17 protein-coding genes are annotated in these 16,031 nt (G+C 72.6%); 9 read left to right on the top strand and 8 right to left on the bottom strand.

The features are described from left to right. Window positions 1-113 precede the first annotated feature (113 nt). Window positions 114-794 carry a hypothetical protein gene (locus OG946_RS17430; protein ID WP_326797009.1) on the bottom strand — a complete coding sequence of 227 codons (681 nt, stop codon included), beginning with the start codon at window positions 792-794 and terminating at the stop codon, window positions 114-116. Between the two features lie 206 nt (window positions 795-1,000). Here OG946_RS17430 and OG946_RS17425 point away from each other — a divergent pair, with 206 nt between their 5' ends. Continuing rightward, the gene (locus tag OG946_RS17425; protein ID WP_326794281.1) at window positions 1,001-1,885 is read left to right on the top strand and encodes an IS982 family transposase; all 885 of its coding nucleotides are present in this window, start codon (window positions 1,001-1,003) and stop codon (window positions 1,883-1,885) included. 187 nt (window positions 1,886-2,072) lie between these two features. Beyond that, entirely contained in the window at window positions 2,073-2,219 is a 147-nt protein-coding gene (locus tag OG946_RS17420) for a hypothetical protein (RefSeq protein ID WP_326797008.1), read from the top strand. Between the two features lie 187 nt (window positions 2,220-2,406). Here the strand turns inward: OG946_RS17420 and OG946_RS17415 are convergent, their stop codons facing one another. After that, the gene (locus tag OG946_RS17415) at window positions 2,407-2,982 is read right to left on the bottom strand and encodes a DUF4240 domain-containing protein (RefSeq protein WP_326797007.1); all 576 of its coding nucleotides are present in this window, start codon (window positions 2,980-2,982) and stop codon (window positions 2,407-2,409) included. Window positions 2,983-3,312: 330 nt separating this feature from the next. Here OG946_RS17415 and OG946_RS17410 point away from each other — a divergent pair, with 330 nt between their 5' ends. After that, complete coding sequence (locus OG946_RS17410; protein ID WP_326800284.1) at window positions 3,313-4,071, top strand: GNAT family N-acetyltransferase; 759 nt, start codon at window positions 3,313-3,315, stop codon at window positions 4,069-4,071. 22 nt (window positions 4,072-4,093) lie between these two features. On the opposite strand, the gene OG946_RS17405 is transcribed toward OG946_RS17410, so the two are convergent. Together OG946_RS17405 and OG946_RS17400 are read right to left on the bottom strand one after the other, a co-directional pair. Beyond that, complete coding sequence (locus tag OG946_RS17405) at window positions 4,094-4,849, bottom strand: hypothetical protein (protein WP_326797006.1); 756 nt, start codon at window positions 4,847-4,849, stop codon at window positions 4,094-4,096. 250 nt (window positions 4,850-5,099) lie between these two features. Continuing rightward, the gene (locus OG946_RS17400) at window positions 5,100-5,720 is read right to left on the bottom strand and encodes a Repetin (protein WP_326797005.1); all 621 of its coding nucleotides are present in this window, start codon (window positions 5,718-5,720) and stop codon (window positions 5,100-5,102) included. A gap of 374 nt (window positions 5,721-6,094) precedes the next feature. Here OG946_RS17400 and OG946_RS17395 point away from each other — a divergent pair, with 374 nt between their 5' ends. Then, the gene (locus OG946_RS17395; protein ID WP_326797004.1) at window positions 6,095-7,648 is read left to right on the top strand and encodes a VWA domain-containing protein; all 1,554 of its coding nucleotides are present in this window, start codon (window positions 6,095-6,097) and stop codon (window positions 7,646-7,648) included. A 174-nt stretch (window positions 7,649-7,822) separates the two neighbouring features. Here OG946_RS17395 and OG946_RS17390 read toward each other — a convergent pair whose 3' ends face one another. Beyond that, entirely contained in the window at window positions 7,823-8,719 is an 897-nt protein-coding gene (locus OG946_RS17390; RefSeq protein ID WP_326797003.1) for an alpha/beta fold hydrolase, read from the bottom strand. Window positions 8,720-8,821: 102 nt separating this feature from the next. On the opposite strand from OG946_RS17390, the gene OG946_RS17385 reads away from it, so the two are divergent. Continuing rightward, window positions 8,822-9,490, top strand: coding sequence for a winged helix-turn-helix transcriptional regulator (locus OG946_RS17385; RefSeq protein ID WP_326797002.1), 669 nt, complete (start codon window positions 8,822-8,824; stop codon window positions 9,488-9,490). 100 nt (window positions 9,491-9,590) lie between these two features. Here the strand turns inward: OG946_RS17385 and OG946_RS17380 are convergent, their stop codons facing one another. Continuing rightward, window positions 9,591-10,064 (bottom strand): MarR family winged helix-turn-helix transcriptional regulator, encoded by a 474-nt coding sequence (locus tag OG946_RS17380; RefSeq protein WP_326797001.1) that lies wholly within the window; start codon window positions 10,062-10,064, stop codon window positions 9,591-9,593. A 69-nt stretch (window positions 10,065-10,133) separates the two neighbouring features. On the opposite strand from OG946_RS17380, the gene OG946_RS17375 reads away from it, so the two are divergent. Then, complete coding sequence (locus OG946_RS17375; protein WP_326797000.1) at window positions 10,134-10,511, top strand: cupin domain-containing protein; 378 nt, start codon at window positions 10,134-10,136, stop codon at window positions 10,509-10,511. 101 nt (window positions 10,512-10,612) lie between these two features. On the opposite strand, the gene OG946_RS17370 is transcribed toward OG946_RS17375, so the two are convergent. Next, on the bottom strand, window positions 10,613-11,953 hold the full coding sequence (locus OG946_RS17370) for an MFS transporter (protein ID WP_326796999.1): 1,341 nt from the start codon (window positions 11,951-11,953) through the stop codon (window positions 10,613-10,615). 159 nt (window positions 11,954-12,112) lie between these two features. Between OG946_RS17370 and OG946_RS17365 the strand changes: the two genes are divergently transcribed. From OG946_RS17365 to OG946_RS17355, 3 genes are all read left to right on the top strand, one after another. Next, a complete protein-coding gene (locus OG946_RS17365; protein WP_326800283.1) occupies window positions 12,113-12,574 on the top strand; it encodes a MarR family winged helix-turn-helix transcriptional regulator in 462 nt (153 codons plus the stop codon). A 90-nt stretch (window positions 12,575-12,664) separates the two neighbouring features. Further along, window positions 12,665-13,117, top strand: coding sequence for a GNAT family N-acetyltransferase (locus OG946_RS17360; RefSeq protein WP_326796998.1), 453 nt, complete (start codon window positions 12,665-12,667; stop codon window positions 13,115-13,117). A gap of 197 nt (window positions 13,118-13,314) precedes the next feature. After that, on the top strand, window positions 13,315-14,469 hold the full coding sequence (locus OG946_RS17355; protein ID WP_326796997.1) for a winged helix DNA-binding domain-containing protein: 1,155 nt from the start codon (window positions 13,315-13,317) through the stop codon (window positions 14,467-14,469). Between the two features lie 184 nt (window positions 14,470-14,653). Here OG946_RS17355 and OG946_RS17350 read toward each other — a convergent pair whose 3' ends face one another. Continuing rightward, window positions 14,654-16,024 (bottom strand): serine hydrolase domain-containing protein, encoded by a 1,371-nt coding sequence (locus OG946_RS17350; protein ID WP_326796996.1) that lies wholly within the window; start codon window positions 16,022-16,024, stop codon window positions 14,654-14,656. Window positions 16,025-16,031: the final 7 nt, after the last annotated feature.

Raw genomic sequence — 16,031 nt, 5'->3', positions numbered from 1 at the left:
CTGTCCTGCGGGAACCTCGCAACTTGGCCTGAGTTTCAACCTGTGAACCTGTGACGGACGTGTGGGCACGAGCTTGCGCCGGCCGGGTCAGATGGTTCCGATCGGCGTGAGGGTCAGCGGCTGCGCCGGGGGCTGGCGGAGCGACCACGCTCGTTGGATGTGGATGCCGGAGAACTGGAAGAACCGGACGCCGCCGGAGCCCGCCGCCCGGGCCGTGAACCGACTCCTGGTGACATCCAGTCGTACCTCTGACCACCCAGCTGCGCATTCGCTGTTGCATTTGTCTCATCACGACCTACCGGGTGCCGCGCGTTGCGGGCTTGTTCGCGCTGCCGCCTCCGGGCCGCCCGCTCCGGATTAGCCGCCGCCCATTGCGCCCTTCGGCCGGCGATGGCCCGGTCGATCCGATCTTCCCGCTGCTCGGGATCCAGCGCATTCCACGGCGCACGGCGCCTCTCGGCCTCGGCTTCCCGCTCCTCGGGAGTCATCGCATCCTGCCGCGCACGGCGGGCATCGTTGCGCTGCTGCGTGTAGGCTCCCCGCTCCGCGGGGGGCATCCCATCCCACCAATCACGGTAGCCCTGGTGCAGCTTCCGGATCCGTTCATCGTGCTCCTCGGAATCCATCGCAGCCCACCAGTCATGGCGGCTATCGGTGAGCCGCTGGTTCACGGCTTCCCGCTCCTCGGGATCCAGCGCATCCCACCACGCACGGCGCCTCTGGGCCTCGGCTTGCCGCTCCTCGGGAGTCATCGCATCCTGCCGCGCACGGCGGTCATCGTTGCGCTGCTGCATGTGGGCTTCCCGCTGCGCGGGAGTCATCGCATCCTGCCGCGCACGGTGTCCTTGCGCTTGCGTACTTGTGACCGGTGCTTCCGCTGAGGGCTCACGGTCAGATTCAGTCTGAGGATTCGGCGGTGTGGTCACTCACACTCCTAGATGAATGAGTCCGATGTTTGTGCTGGTCGCGACCATCGCGAAGGGCGCCCGTTGGCTCGTGTGTGACTACCAGCCTGGACGCCCTTCTGGCGGCACTGTACGTGTTCATCGACGACCACGTGGCGCCTCGTCGCCGGATCGGGCGACCCCCGAAACTGACGGATGCCGAACTGCTGTGCCTGGCCGTCGCGCAGGTACTGCTCGGCTTCCCCTCGGCCCGGCACTGGATCCGCTTCGCCCACGCCCGGCTCGGGCACCTCTTCCGCTATCTGCCCCAGCAGTCGGCCTACAACAAAAGGCTCAACGCGGCGGGTCCGCTGATCAGCCAGGTGATCGAGGCCCTGGCCAAGCAGGTGCCGACCTGGCAGGACGACCTGCGGCTGATCGACTCCACGCCTCTGCCCTGCGCAGCCTCCCGCGAGACGGTCAAACGCTCCGCACTGGCCGGGCACGCCGGATACGGCTACTGCCGCAGCCACTCCCGCTTCTTCTGGGGGTTCCGGCTCTACCTGCTCACCACCGCCGAAGGCATGCCGGTGTCCTGGTGCCTGGCAAACCCCAAGCTCGGCGAACGCGAAGTGATGACCGCGCTGCTGGAACGCGACCACCACCTCGTCCGCAGCGGGCAGGTGATCCTCGCCGACAAGGGCTTCGCCGGGCGCGAGTTCGAGGCGTTCCTCACCGAACGGCTGGGCATCCACCTGGTGCGGCCGGACCGCAAGGACGAACCCGCCCGGCACGGCCGACTGGCCCGTGTCCGCCAGTGGATCGAGGCGGTGTTCGACACCCTCAAAGGTCAGCTCAGCCTGGAACACCATGGCGGCAGAACCCCCGCCGGGGTCTTCGCCCGCACCGGCCAACGCCTCCTCGCCCTGGCCGCCGGCATCTGGCACAACTGGACCACCGACGCCAAGATCAAACGATCTCTGATCGACTACGACCACTGAGAACATCGGACTCATTCATCTAGACGCTGGTATACGGGGAGATGGTCCACCTCGGACAACGGCTGTCACCTCTGCGAGGTTCACCGGCACGACACGCGACCGCGCGAGGCGACGCGTTGTTCGAGTTGCAGTAAGGAGCAACTCCCTGCTCGGTAGGTAGGCCATATCCGGTCTGGACCTGTACTCGATGAAGATCAGCAGGAACATCACGGAACGCTTCGGCTCCGACGACCAGGCGGAGCTGACGGCGGAGGAGATCGAACGCGGCATGCTGGAGAAGTCCAAGGAGTTCGCGGCCACGGGCAACCGCGTCTACCTGCCTCTCGCGGACTGACCCCGACCCGGAGCGGGCCTGGCCGGAGTGTTTCCTGAACGCTCCGGCCAAGCGCGGTTCCATCGCGACGGCCCCGGCGAGGGCCGGGAGTTGCGGCGACGGGCGGGTGCCGCGGGCGGGTGGGTGCCGCGGTCGCGTCGTCGGTGCGTTCCGGCCGTAGCCGGGTACGGCCGCTTCGTGCCTCCGGCTACGCCCGGTCGGTTGCGCCCAGGTAGAGGCGGGCGAGGCGCGGCAGGCGTTTCTGCATCTCCCTGTCGTCGTCGAAGTCGAAGTCCTCCCCCATGTCGGGTGCCGCCCCGCCCTCGCCGTCCGCCGGCCGGTACTCCGCCCACGCCTCGTGGAAGGCGTCCCTGCTGCCCGTCAGCCGCTCGAAGGCGGCGCCCGCCGCGTAGTTGACCTCCTCGTGGAACAGGACCTCGTCGTGGCCGTCCCGCGCGGCCTCGGCGACGGCCGGGTGCTCGGCAAGGCTGTCCGGCGCGGCCGCGGCGCGCTCGTACCACTCGCGGCCGAGGGATATCACCCCGGCGCGGAAGTCCATGAAGCTGTCGTCCGAGCAGCCCCCGCCGATGAGATACGCGGCCGCCCACACATCCCAGCGGTACAGGGCACCGTGCACCTCGCCGAACCGCTCCGCGTACGCCAGGATCTCCTGCCGGGGGAGCCCCGCGAGGAGTCCCACGAGCGCCTCGTCGAACGGCACGCCGTCCGCCGCCGCGGAGGAGCGCGCCGATTCGACGAGGTGCCAGAACCGGTCGATGTCCATGTCCCGTACTGTGGCACCCCCCACTGACATTCCGGTCTCATCACGTAAAGGCGTTGCACGGCCGCGGCCGGCGTGGGACATTGACCGCCGTCCGCGCGACCGCGGACGCATCCGCCGGCCACCCGCCGGCGCACTCACGGTGAGGAACGAAGCCTTTGATCCCGGCGCCCGTCAGCGGCCGCCGTCGGCGCCGAGTGGCCCGCCCGCTTCCGTAGCGGAGCCGCCCGCTCTCCCACGCCGGACACGCCCGTCCCGTACGGCGGCCCCACGCTCTCTCCTGTCTGCGCACGTCAGAGACTTCGTGAGGTCGATACCACCGTGGCCACCCCCATGGACAAGCAGGTCCAGAACTTCGCCGTCGCCAACCTCCGCCGCCGCCCCGACGTCGTCGAGACCGGCGGCTTCGTCGCCGGCTTCGCCGTCGACACCGACAGCCCCTACCTCAACTACGCGACCCCGCTGCCCGGCACCGCCCCCACCGCCGGCGACGTCGCCGCGCTCGTCGGCGCGTTCCGGGAGCGGGGGCTGCTGCCGCGGCTGGAGTTCGCGCCGCAGGCCGCGCCCCTGGTGGAGGGGGCGCTGCGGGTGGCGGGGTTCGAGACGGAGGCGGTGCACGAGTACCTCGTCTGCACCCCGCACACGTACACCGATCCCCTGCCGGGCGGCAATCGCCCGCAGGTGGAAACCCCCGCCACCGACGCGGAGTTCGAGGCGCTGGACGCGGCGCTCGCCGAGGCGTTCGGCGGTGCGTTCGCCGCGTCGGCGGAGGGCGCGGCGCGGCTGCGGCGGCTGGGGGAGGACGGCGGGGAGGTGCGGTTCGTACGGGCCGGGGAGGGCGGCTGCGCCGGCGGCGCGACGTGCTCGCCGCCGGCCGAGGACACCGCCGAACTCGCCGGCGTCGGCACCCGCCCCGCGTACCGGCGGCGCGGCGTTGCGGCGGCGGCGACCGCGGCGCTGACGGCGGCGATGTTCGACCGCGGGGCGGGATCGGTGTGGCTGGAGTACTCCGGCGCGGGCTCCCGCGGCACGTACACCCGCGTCGGCTACCGCCCCGGCGGCACCCGCCTGTACGTCTCCCTGCCCGCCTGACCCGGGGGCGGGGGCCGGGGGCTCACGTCTGGGGCGGGCGCATCAGGTGCAGGTCCTCGCCCCAGGCGTCGAGCACACCGCCGTGGCCCGCCCGCCGGGCCACCGGCTCGACCCGCGCGAAGACGGCGCGCTGCAGGCCCGCGTCGCCGGTGCACGTGATGCGGTCCACGGCCGCGGGTAGTTCGTCGCCCGCCCAGCCGGGCAGCGGGTGCCGGGCCAGCTCCCAGCGCAGGTACTTGTTGTACGGGCGCGGGCGGCGCTCCAGCGTGAAGAGCAGCTCCAGCAGGTGGCGGGCGCTGTCGGCGGCGTCGAGGCGGGCGGCGAGGGGGCGGCCGTCGCGGGTGTTCTTGACGGAGCGGTAGAGGGAGTTGGCGTACGCGTCCAGCAGCGCGGCGGTGGCGCGGAACGCCTCGCCGGCGTCGAGCTGCGCGGCGGCGGTGAGGACGCGGGCGATGCCGCCGCCGAGGCGGTCGAGGACGACGCGGGCGCGCGCGAGGGCGTAGCGCTCGAAGCCGGGCGCGCGCCCGAGTTCGCGGAAGTCGGCGAGGGGGAGGACGAGGAGGTCGAGGGCGGCGGAGCGGTGGCCGTGGAGGCGGGTGAGGCCACCGGCCGTACCGTCGGCGAGGACGACGTACAGGTCGTGGTCGGAGCGCTCGGTCGCCATGCCCTCGTGGGCGTGGGACCCCTTGAGGACGAGGCCGACGACGGCCTGGTCGGCGGTGGCGCGGGCGACGAAGTCGTCGTAGGCGAGGGGGTGCTGCTGCTTTTCGGCGGTCATGCGGTGGTCTCCCGGAGGGATCGGGGCGGGCAGGCCGGCCGGGCGGCTCCCCGCTGCCGGGAGCCGCCCGCGTCGTCCGCGGCGGGCCTGCGGCCACTGGCCGGGCTGCGGCCGCGCGGCCGGCTGCCGCCGCCCGGAAGATCACCTCACCCCGGGACCGTACCGCGGGCGGGGCGCGCGGGTCACCACTCCGCGCGCCCGCAGGGGGGCGTGACTCCGGTCAGAACCCCGGCGGCCGGGGCTCCGCTGGTCAGAGCTCCGGCTGCCAGGGCTGGACCCGGAAGTCGCCGGTGCCGCGCTTGACCTTCTCGAACGGCGCGGAACTCACGCACGGCGCAAGGTCCTCGTCCTCCACCGGGCTGCCCGTGCCCGCCCAGCTATAGCCGAGACGGTCGTTGCGGCCCTGGTCGTGGACGGTGACGCCGACGCGCAGGCCCTTCGCGCCGGGGAGGTCGGTGTCGGTGATGACACCGGAGACGACGGCGACCTTGCCGCCGGTGACGAGGCAGTCGACGTCGGCCTCCGCCCACGCGCCCTCGCCGCCGAGGTAGTGGCTGAAGCGGAACGTGCCGGTCGCCTGGCGGGGGTCGTCGTTGTGCTTCGCGGCGAGGCGCGCGTCGAAGGAGAACGTGATGTCGTCGCCGAGCGACCGGGTGAGCTTCGCGGTGCCGGTCAGGGAGGCGGCGGGCCGCTGCCCGCGGTCGGCGCTCGCGGCGCTGTCTGCGCTGCCCGCACCTTGGACGTTCCTGCCACCGCGGTCGTCGTCGGTGCGGGCGTCGCCGGCCGCGGCGGCGGTACCGGCGGTGGCCGTCGCGAGCAGGGCGGCGGAGAGGGCGACGGCGCGAAGGCGCTTGCTGCGTACGTAGCGCAAGAGAACTGCTCCTCAAGGGCTGTTGGCCCGGACGATCCGGGTGCCAGCAGCCTCGCCCGCGGCGGGGGCGCGCCGCGTCAGCCCGCGGCGGCAAGCGACGTACCCCCGTGGTCTGCCCCACCACCGGTTACCGCTACCTCCCCGGCATGACACGCTGTACCTGACCAGGGCAGGCTCCCGGCCACCGGCCGCGGAACCCCGCCGCGGCGCCGGGCGTTCCCCACGGAACCACGGTGCACCGCACACAGCACGCCCGCACACAGCACGCCCGCACGCAGCACGTCGCACACAGCACGTCGCACACAGCACGTCGTACGCCACGACAGCCACAACCAACAGCCGCAGCCCGACCGCATCGGAGAGGGACCGAGTCCATGGCCACCGCACCGCTCGCCAAAGGCGCCAACCTGCCCGTCGACGCCCCCGCGGTACGCGCCGAACTCTCCTGGTCCGAAGGCCCCGGCGTACCCGACGTCGACGCCTCGGCGCTGCTGCTCACCGCCGCCGGCCGGGTCCGCGACGACGGCGACTTCGTCTTCTACAACCAGCCGCAGCACACCTCCCAGGCGGTCACCCACCTCGGCAAGCAGCAGGCGGGCGGCCGCTACACCGACTCCGTCGAGGTACTGCTGAACTCCCTGGGACCGGGCATCGAACGCGTCGTCCTGTGCGCCTCGGCCGACGGCGGCACCTTCGGCCAGGTACCCGGGCTGTCGCTGCGGCTCCTGGACGCCGGAACGGGCGCCGAACTGGCCCGCTTCGACATGGAGGCGACGACGGAGACGGCGTTCGTCGGCGGCGAACTGTATCTGCGGGGCGGCCGCTGGAAGTTCCGCGCGGTGGGCCAGGGCTACGCCTCCGGACTCGCCGGCCTGGCCACCGACTTCGGCATCACGGTCGACGACTCCCCACCCCCTCCCTCCCCCACCCCGCCCCCAGCCGCCCCGCCGCCACCCCCGCCCTCGGCCCCGACCTCTGCCCCCGTCCCGCAGGCACCCATGCCTCCGGCCCCTGCCGGCCCTGCGCCAGCGGCGCCGCAGGCACCCTTCGCGGCGCCACCTCCCGCGCCCCACGCGCCGACTGCCCCCGCCCCCGCGCCACCGTCGCCAGGCACACACCCCGCACCGGCACCTGCCGCCTCACCCGGCGCGTCCGGCGGGCCGCGGCTGATCAAGGGCGAGGAGCACCTGCCCGTCGACATGCGCAAGCGGCTGTCTCTCCGCAAGGAGCAGGTGGCCATCAGCCTGCGCAAGCACGGGGCCGCCGATATCTCCGCGCGCGTCATCATCGTGCTGGACGCCTCCGGCTCCATGACCCGCCTCTACGCCCAAGGCGTCGTCGCCGACGTCGTCGAGCGAATGGCCGCGGTCGCCGCGGAGTTGGACGACGACGGGGCCATGCAGGCGTGGACGTTCGCCTCCCATCCGGCCCGGCTTCCGGACCTGCTGCTGGGGGATCTCCCCGAGTGGCTGCGACTGCACGTGCGGGTCGGGCAGCTCGCTCTCTTCCGTCCCCGCAAGAAGCGCAAGGGCCTGGAGAACGGCCAGATCGACATGCGGACGGTCGGTATCCAGAACGAAGAGCAGAAGGTCATCGCCGAAGTCCGCGCCTACGTCCGCGAGAACCCTGCCCCCGATCCCACACTCGTGCTGTTCTTCTCCGACGGCGGTGTCTACCGCAACGCGGAGATCGAGCGCGAGCTGCGCGAAGCGGTCGAGGAACCGATCTTCTGGCAGTTCGTGGGCCTGGGAGCCTCCGACTACGGCGTACTGGAACGGTTCGACAGCCTCGGTGGCCGCCGCGTCGACAACGTCGGGTTCTTCTCCGTCGACGACATCAGCGGACTGCCCGATCCGCAGCTCTACGACCGCCTCCTCTCCCAGTTCCCCGGCTGGATCACCGCCGCCCGCCACGCACGCATCCTCTGACCTGCCTCACCCCCGACTCCGCCAAGGGACAGCACCACTCGGCATCCATGGCATGCCCCGACATCACCGCATCCCGGCGCGCCGGCCCGATTTCCCAGGCCGGCACGATCGCCTGCACCCGCGCCCGCGACCCAATTCGTCGGGCCCACGGCCCCGTTCGGGCCGTCGGGCCGGTCAGCGGGCGGCCGCGCCCGTGTGGGGGACGAGCTCGGCTATGACCATGTCCCACAGCTCCGGGGGTGGCATCTGGTGGCCCATCCCCTGCAACGGTACGAGCCTGGCCCCCGGGATCTCGCGGGCCAGCGCCTCGCCGTGGGCGTAGGGGAAAAGGGGGTCGTGCGTGCCGTGGAGCACGAGGGTCGGCGCGGTGATGTCGCCGAGGGACAGTGCGGCCTGCTCCTTTCCGTCATCGAGCAGCCAGTGGTTGGCGGCCGCGGCGGGGGCGGGACTGCGGTCGAAGGCCCGCCCGGCGACGCGGCGCACACGCTCCTCGTCGACCGGGATGGCGCCGGCGAAGGTGTGTTCACCGGCGAGGAAGTAGGAGAGGACCGACTCGCGGTCCGACCAGTCCGGCCCCGGCTGCGGCTCCGCGAACTTCCGGGCCAGTTCCTCGCTCATCGGCGGCAACTCCGGGCGGTCGGGCCCACCCGGCGCCGCGGGGCTCGTGGCGATCAGCGTCAACGAGTCGACCCGGCCGGGATGTCGCGCCGCGATGACCTGCGCCATGCCACCGCCCATCGAGATGCCCACGAGGTGTGCGGAGCCGAGGCCGAGTGCGTCGAGCAGCCCGACCACGTCGGCGATCAGATCCTCGCCGCCGTACGTCGGCGCCCCGACCGGGAACGTCGTGGACCGGCCCGTATCGCGCGTATCAAAGCGGACGACGTACCTCCCGGCCGCGGCGAGGCGTGAGCAGAAGCCGTCCTCCCACCAGTCCATCGACGCTTCCGCGCCGCCGATCAGCAGGATCGGCGGATCCGCGGCCGCGCCGAACGTCTGCGTACAGATTTCCACCTCCCCGACCCGCACCAACCGCTCTGCGTCGGGCCGGACTTCCGCCGTGCCGTTCATGACTCGCCTCCCTCACCTGGCTTTTTCGAAGGCTACTACACTTCTCGAAGTGTGTGCTACATTTTTCGTAGTGAAATTTGGGAGCGTGGGAGGAGCGCGGAGATGGCGAGGGACGGCGGCGACGACAGGCGGACTTACGGGCAGGCGTGCCCGATCGCCCACGCGCTCGACATGATCGGCGAGCGCTGGGCGCTGCTGGTCGTACGCGAACTGCGCCTGGGCCCCCGCCGCTACGCGGACCTCCAGGCCGCGCTCCCCGGCATCGGGCCCAGCGTGCTGTCCCAGCGCCTGCGCGATCTGGAGCGGTTCGGCGTGCTCGCCCGGCGTGCGCTGCCGCCGCCCGCCTCGGCGAAGGTGTACGAGTTGACGGAGTGGGGCAGCGAGTTGGAGCCGGTCTTCGCCGCCCTGCGCACGTGGGGGCTGCGCTCTCCGGTGATACCGCTGGAGGGGGTGCTGACCTCCGACACCGTGCTGCTCGGGCTGCGCGCCTTCTTCCAGCCGCAGCCGCACGCGGCGTGGTCGGCGAGCTACCGCATAGAGCTTGAGCGCGAGGTGTACCGGCTGGAGGTCGCCGACGGCGAGTTGACCGCGGTGCGGCGCGGCGAGGAGCCGCCGTCCCCGGACGTCGCGGTGACCACGGACCACGACACGCTGCAGTCGGTGCTGTCCCACGAGCGCCCGCTGTCCGAGGCGGTCGAGGCGGGAGAGCTGACGGTCGAGGGCGACGGGGACGTGATGGAGCGCCTGGTGGAGGCGGTCCAGCGGAACTGACGCCCCGACCTGCCGCTCTGCGTCGGACAGGCGCCTCGATCGCCGCCCCGATCGTCGGCCTCACGCCGGTCGACCCGACGACCGGGCTTCTGGCCCCGAGTCACCAGACGGGGCGCAGCGGGGGGAGGTCGTCGCCGGCTAGGCCGTGGACGAGGCGGAGGAGTTCGGTGCGGAGGAGGGGGATGTCGGTGCCCGTGCGGCGGGCGAGTTCGGCTTCGAGGTCGTGCAGGACGTCCCCGGCGACGCGGAGGTGCCGGCGGGCGGCGTCGGTGAGGACGACGAGCTTGCGGCGGCCGCCGGCGGGGTGAGCGGTGCGGAGTACGTAGCCGCGGCGCTCCAGGTCGTCGACGAGTTGGCCGGCGGCCTGTTTGGTGACGCCGAGCCGGGTGGCAAGTTCGCTGCTGGTGGCGCCGTCGGCGCCGAGGATCTGGAAGATCATGCCGTGCACCGGCCGCAGGTCGGGGTAACCGGCGGCGGCCACCCGCTCGTTGAACTCGGTCAGCACGAGCTGGAAGGCCATGCCGAGCAGGAACAGCAGCTCGGGCGTCGGCGGGCTGTCGTGGTCGCGGGTCACGGGAACATCTTGACACGGTTGAGTAAAGCTCCTTTACTCAACCCATCCGAGTAAAGGAGCTTTACCCGCATGAAGGTCATCACCCCGGCCCCCGACCGCACCGTCACCACCCCGAACGCCTCCATGGAGTCCCTCGCCACCCCCTCCCAGGGCAGCACCGCGCTCAGCACCTGGCGGGTACGCATGGACGCGGGCCAGTCCGGGCCCGTGCACGCCATCGACCGCGAGCAGGTCTGGATGGTCATATCCGGCTCGCTCACCGTGACCTGCGACGGCCGTACCGAGACCGCGGCCGCCGGGCAGGCGGTCCTGCTCCCGTCCGGTGTGCCGCGGCGGCTCGGCGCGGCCGAGGGCAGCGCCGCCGTCGAGGTGCTGGTGGCGATGGAGGCCGGCGGCAGCGCCCTCACCGAGGACGGCACGCGGCACGCCCTGCCCTGGGCGGAGTAGGGCACGCCGCTACGTCGAGGGAGGCGACCGGTCGCCCCGGTCGGCGGTGCTCGGCGCTCTCGGTGACGGTCGCGAGGCGGTCGCCGAGCCTCCGGCGCGCGTCAGTCGGCGGTCGAGTGGGTCCGTACGGCGGCGGTGTCCTCGTTCCGTACCGCGGCGGTGCTGTCTTCGGCCCGTACGGCCGCGGTGTCCTTCCGCAGGTCGCCCCCTTCGTCGCGTACGGCGCTGCCCGCCACCCGTACCGTCCGGGAGGCGGCCGCCGTACCCGCGGTGCCTGCCGCGCGGCGTTCCAGTCTCGCGGAGAGGAACGCGAGGGCCAGGCCGGAGGCGGCGAGGGCGGCGCCGACCCAGTTGGGGGCGGTGTAGCCGAGACCGGCGGAGATGACGAGGCCGCCGAGCCAGGCGGCGAGGGCGTTGCCGAGGTTGAACGCGCCGACGTTGACGGCCGAGGCGAGGGTGGGCGCGGCGGCGGCCTGGTCCAGTACCCGCTTCTGCAGCGGCGGCACGGTCGCGAAGCCGAAGAACCCGACGAGGAAGATGCTCACGGCCGCCGCCGGCTTGCTGTGCGCGGTGAGCGTGAACAGCGCCAGCGTCGCGGTCAGGGCGCTGAGTGCGACGTACAGCATCGGCATCAGGGCGCGGTCGGCGAAGCGCCCGCCGATCAGGTTGCCGCCGACCATGCCGAGGCCGAAGAGGGCGAGGAGCCAGGTGACGGAGCTGTCGGCGTAGCCGGCGACCTCGGTCATCATCGGCGCGATGTAGGTGATCGCGGCGAAGACCCCGCCGAAGCCGACGACGGTCATGCCCATGGCCAGCAGCACCTGGACGTTGAGGAACGCGGCCAGTTCTCGCCGTAGGCCGGTTGCGCCGGGGGAGGAGGGTTCCCCGGGCGTCTGCGGCAGGTCCGGTACGAGCCTGGCCACACCCGCCAGCCCGATGACCCCGATCGCCGCGACCGCGACGAACGTGGCCCGCCAGCCGACGGTCTGCCCGAGGAGCGTGCCGCCGGGGACGCCGACGACGTTGGCCACGGTCAGCCCCGTGAACATCATCGCGATGGCACCGGCCCGCTTGTCCCGGGCGACCAGCCCGGCGGCGACGACCGCGCCGATGCCGAAGAACGCGCCGTGCGCAAGCGAGGCGACGATGCGGCCGGCGAGCAGGATGCCGAAGGCGGGCGCGAGCGCGGAGATGACGTTGCCGGCGATGAACAGGCCCATGAGGCTCATCAGCATCCGCTTGCGCGAGACGCGGGTGCCGAGCGCGGTGAGCAGCGGGGCGCCGCCGAAGACGCCGAGGGCGTAGCCGGTGGTGAGCCAGCCGGCGGTGGGGACGGAGACGGAGAACTCGTCGGCCACCTCGGGCAGCAGGCCCATGACGACGAACTCCGTGGTGCCGATCCCGAAGGCGCCGATGGCCAGCGCGAGCAGCACGAGAGGCATGCGGGGACTCCTGCGGTGGGTGCGGGGGGCTGCTATTTACCAAGCGCCCACAATAATTGCGTACGCCGATCCTTGCAAACGCGGTCTATTGCGTGGTGGAGTAAACTCGGGTCAGGACGGCGAATGCACGCACTGCACTCACGGGACGCGGAGGCGCTCATGGCGGCCACAGCCGAGCAGCTCGACGAACTGGCCCGGGGCTGGTCGGCCCTGGCATCCCTGTACGCCCGCATCGAGACCCACGTGGAGCGCACGCTCCAGCGCGCGCACCGGCTGAGCGCCCGCGAGTACTCCGTACTGGACGCCCTCAGCCGCCAGGACGACTTCCACCTGCGCATGAACCAGCTCGCCGACACCGTCGTCCTCAGCCAGAGCGCCACTACCCGCCTCGTCACCCGCCTTGAGGACCGCGGCCTGCTCAGCCGCTACCTCTGCCCGGACGACCGCCGCGGCATCTACACCGAGGTCACCCCCGCCGGCCGTCGCCTCCTCGCCGAAGCCAGGCCCGGATACGAGGCATCCCTGCGCGCCGCGCTCGACGAGGCCGCGAAGCGGCCGGAGTTGGCGCCGCTGGTCGCGGCGGTGGAGACGCTGGAGGCTCCTGCGGCGTACGCGAGATAGGAGCGTGTACGGCGGCGGGGCGGCGTGCAGGGCGCCGAGGGGCGCGTACGGCATGGGGCGCGCCCCGGAGGCACGCATAGGGTCGGCAGCATGACCGACCTGGCAATCCGGCACGCGACAGCCGCCGACGTCCCCGCCATCGTGGCGATGCTCGCCGACGACCCCCTGGGCGCCACCCGCGAGACACCCGACGACCCCGCCCCGTACGAGGACGCCTTCGTGCGCATCGAGGCCGACCCCGGCCAGCACCTCGTCGTCGCCGAACGCGACGGCCGCGTCGTCGGTACGGTCCAACTCACCGTCATCCCCGGGCTGTCGCGGCGGGGCGCGACGCGGGCGCTCATCGAAGCGGTGCGCGTGCACCGCGAGGAGCGCGGGGGCGGGCTGGGGACGCAGCTCATCGAGTGGGCCGTCGAGGAGGCGCGACGGCGCGGATGCGCGGTCGCGCAACTCACCTCGGACGCTACGCGCACGGACGCGCACCGCTTCTACGAGCGGCTGGGGTTCGCGGCGTCGCACGTGGGGTTCAAGCGGATGCTGTAGCGGCGGCGTCGGGGGCGTGGCCAGGAACTGTGGCCGGGGCCGGAGCGGGTTCGCAACCGGCCGGAGGGCTCGTTACCGAGCCGGATGAACTCGCCCCTTGCGTCGAATCTTCCCTGGTCAGGGGGGTATCGGCGGGCAAGATCCGAAGTTGTCCACAGGCCCGAGCGGGGCGGCGTGAGCTTCGGCATACTGCCACTATGCAGATCACGACAGAGCAGCGACGAGCCCGCATCGGCGTGCGGCATGCGCTGGCGCCGACCGCCCGCGCGGCCTCGCCCGTGGACGCCGCCGACGCGGTCGTCGCGCTGCATGCGACGGACGCGGCGACCGTCTTCCTCTCCGCCTGCGCGCGGATGAGGAAGCCCGGAGTCACGCCGGTAGAGCGCGCGCTCTACGAGGAAGTGGCGCTGGTGAAGCTGCTGTCCATGCGGCGCACGCTCTTCGCGGTCAGCCGCGAGCTGGCGCCGGTCGTGGACGCGGCGGCGGCCCGCGCCATAGCGGCGCGCGAGCGCGCCACCTTCCTCAAACACCTCAAGGACTGGAACGGCCTGGACGAGGCGTGGCTGCAGCGCGCCGAAGCCGCCGCGCTGGCCGTGCTCAAAGACAAGGGCGAGGCGACCGGCAGCGAGATATCCGCCGCCGAGCCGCTGCTGCGCACGAAGATCACGGTCTTCCCCGGCAGCCGCCAGGAGACGCAGCAGGGAGTGACGACGCGCGTGCTGCGGATGCTCGCCTGCGACGGGCACATACGCCGCGGGCACCCGCGCGGGTCATGGACGTCGAGCCAGTTCCGATGGGCGCCCGGCGAGGACTTCGGCGGCATGGACGTCGTCGAGGCGCAGACGGAGCTGACCAGACGCTGGCTGTACGCGTACGGGCCGGCCACCGAAGCGGACCTCGTGTGGTGGACCGGCTGGACGAAGACCGCCGCGCGCAAGGCCCTGGCCGCGACCGGCGCCGTGGCGGTGGAACTGGACGAGGGCACGGGGTACGTACTGCCGGACGACACCGAGCCGGTCGCGGAACCGGAGCCGTGGGCGGCGCTGCTCCCGGGTCTCGACCCGACGCCGATGGGCTGGAAGGAACGCGACTGGCACCTCGACGCCGACTACCGCAAGGCGCTGTTCGACGGCAGCGGCAACGTGGGACCGACGGTGTGGTGGAACGGCGAAGTCGTCGGCGGCTGGGCGCAACGACGGGACGGAGAGGTGGTGTGGCGGATGCTCACGGATGTGGGCGGTGACGCGGAACGCGCGGTGGCCGCGGAGGCCGAACGACTGGCGGCATGGGTGGGCGATGCCCGAATAACGCCGAGGTTCCGCACGCCGCTGGAGAAGGAGTTGGCCGCATAGGGGCTGCGGCGAAGCCACCCGCTTGATCCTTTGGCTTGGCCGGTGGGCACCGGGCCGGCATGCCCGCGTCTCCCAAGTCTGCTGCCGGGGCTTGTCGTTGTGCACGACGACAGCGGCGTGGCCCGCCGGGGCCTCGGGGCTGACCGGCCTCGCGTGTCGCGTGTCCCGTGCGGCGGGAGCGGGGTTACGTCCAGCCGCGGGTGCCGCCGGGGACGGGGGCGTCCGGGTCGTACGGTTCGCGGGTGAAGACGAAGGTGCCCAGGTCGAGGTGCGACACCTCGCCGTCCGCCGAACTCTCCACCCGCAGCGTCTCACCGGCGCAGTAGCCGTCGACCGCCGTCCACGTGCCGTCCGCCTCCGGGCGGAGCCGGGAGGCGTAGCCGTTGCCGGTCAGCGGACTCAGGTCCAGCCACCGGTCCTCCTTCAGCCGCAGCACGTGCGGGTTCGCGCCCCAGTACCACGGGCCCGTGAGGGCGAGCAGCTCCGGATCCACCGCGTCCGCGGCCAGCGGACGCCACGGCTCGGGGATACGCGGCTCGTGCCGCACCACGGTGCCGATCAGATCGGCCGCCAGGCCGGAGACGGACACACCGGAAGTGACGTTCGTGAGGACGACCGCGCTCACGTCCTCGTCGACATCGGAAAGGAGGCAGGCGAGGAACCCGGGCATGGAGCCGGTGTGGCCGGCGAGCACCGTGCCGTCGCGACGGATGAGCTGCACGCCCAGCCCGTACCCGCTGTCCCCCGACGCGGCCTCGGGAGCAACGGCGGGGGTGCGCATCTCCGCCAGCGTGTCGGCGCAGAGCACCCGGTCGTCGCCGCGTACGAGGAAGGCCGCGAACCGGGCCAGGTCGCCGACCGTGGACCACAACTGGCCCGCGGGGCCCATCCGGCCGGTGTCGTGCAACGGCTCGGGCTGCATGACGTCAGCCCACGGATGGACGGCGAACCCGCCGGCGTGCGGGGCCTCGGGCAGCAGCGTCGTACGCCGCAGCCCCAGCGGCTCCAGCAACTCGCGCCGCAGCACGTCGCCCCACGGCGCGCCGCGCAGTGCCTCGACGACCGCGCCGAGGTAGGCGAAGCCGGGGTTGGAGTAGTGGTACCGGCGGCCCGCCGGGTGGCGGGTGGGGTCGCCGTCGAAGAGTTCACCGAGTTCGGGGCGGAGCGTGCCCGGGGTCCGCTCCCACCAGGGGCCGCGGGGCTCGGCGCCGATACCGGAACTGTGAGAGAGGAGTTGAGCGATGGTCACCGCGGGGGCCTGAGTGCCCGGGACGTGCTTGCCCAGCGGATCGGCGAGGTCGACAAGGCCCTCGTCACGCAGCCGGAGCACCAGCACGGCGACGAACGTCTTGGTGATCGAGCCGATGCGGTACTGGGTGTCGGTGGTCGGCTCGTGCCCGTCGACCATCGAGCGGGCGCCGGACCAGACGGTCTCCCCGTCGCGTACGACGGCCGCGACGAGCGAAGGCGTACGTCCCTCGCTCTGCGCGACCGCCAGCCGGTGGCGCAGGGCGCGGGCGGTGGCGGGGAGCAGGGCGTCGTCATACGGCGGCATGGGCGCA

It is taken from the genome of Streptomyces sp. NBC_01808 (genome assembly GCF_035917395.1).
In the GTDB taxonomy this organism is placed as follows: domain Bacteria; phylum Actinomycetota; class Actinomycetes; order Streptomycetales; family Streptomycetaceae; genus Streptomyces.
Note: the sequence above shows the minus strand (reverse complement) of the source record. Positions and strands in the feature narration are given on the sequence as shown.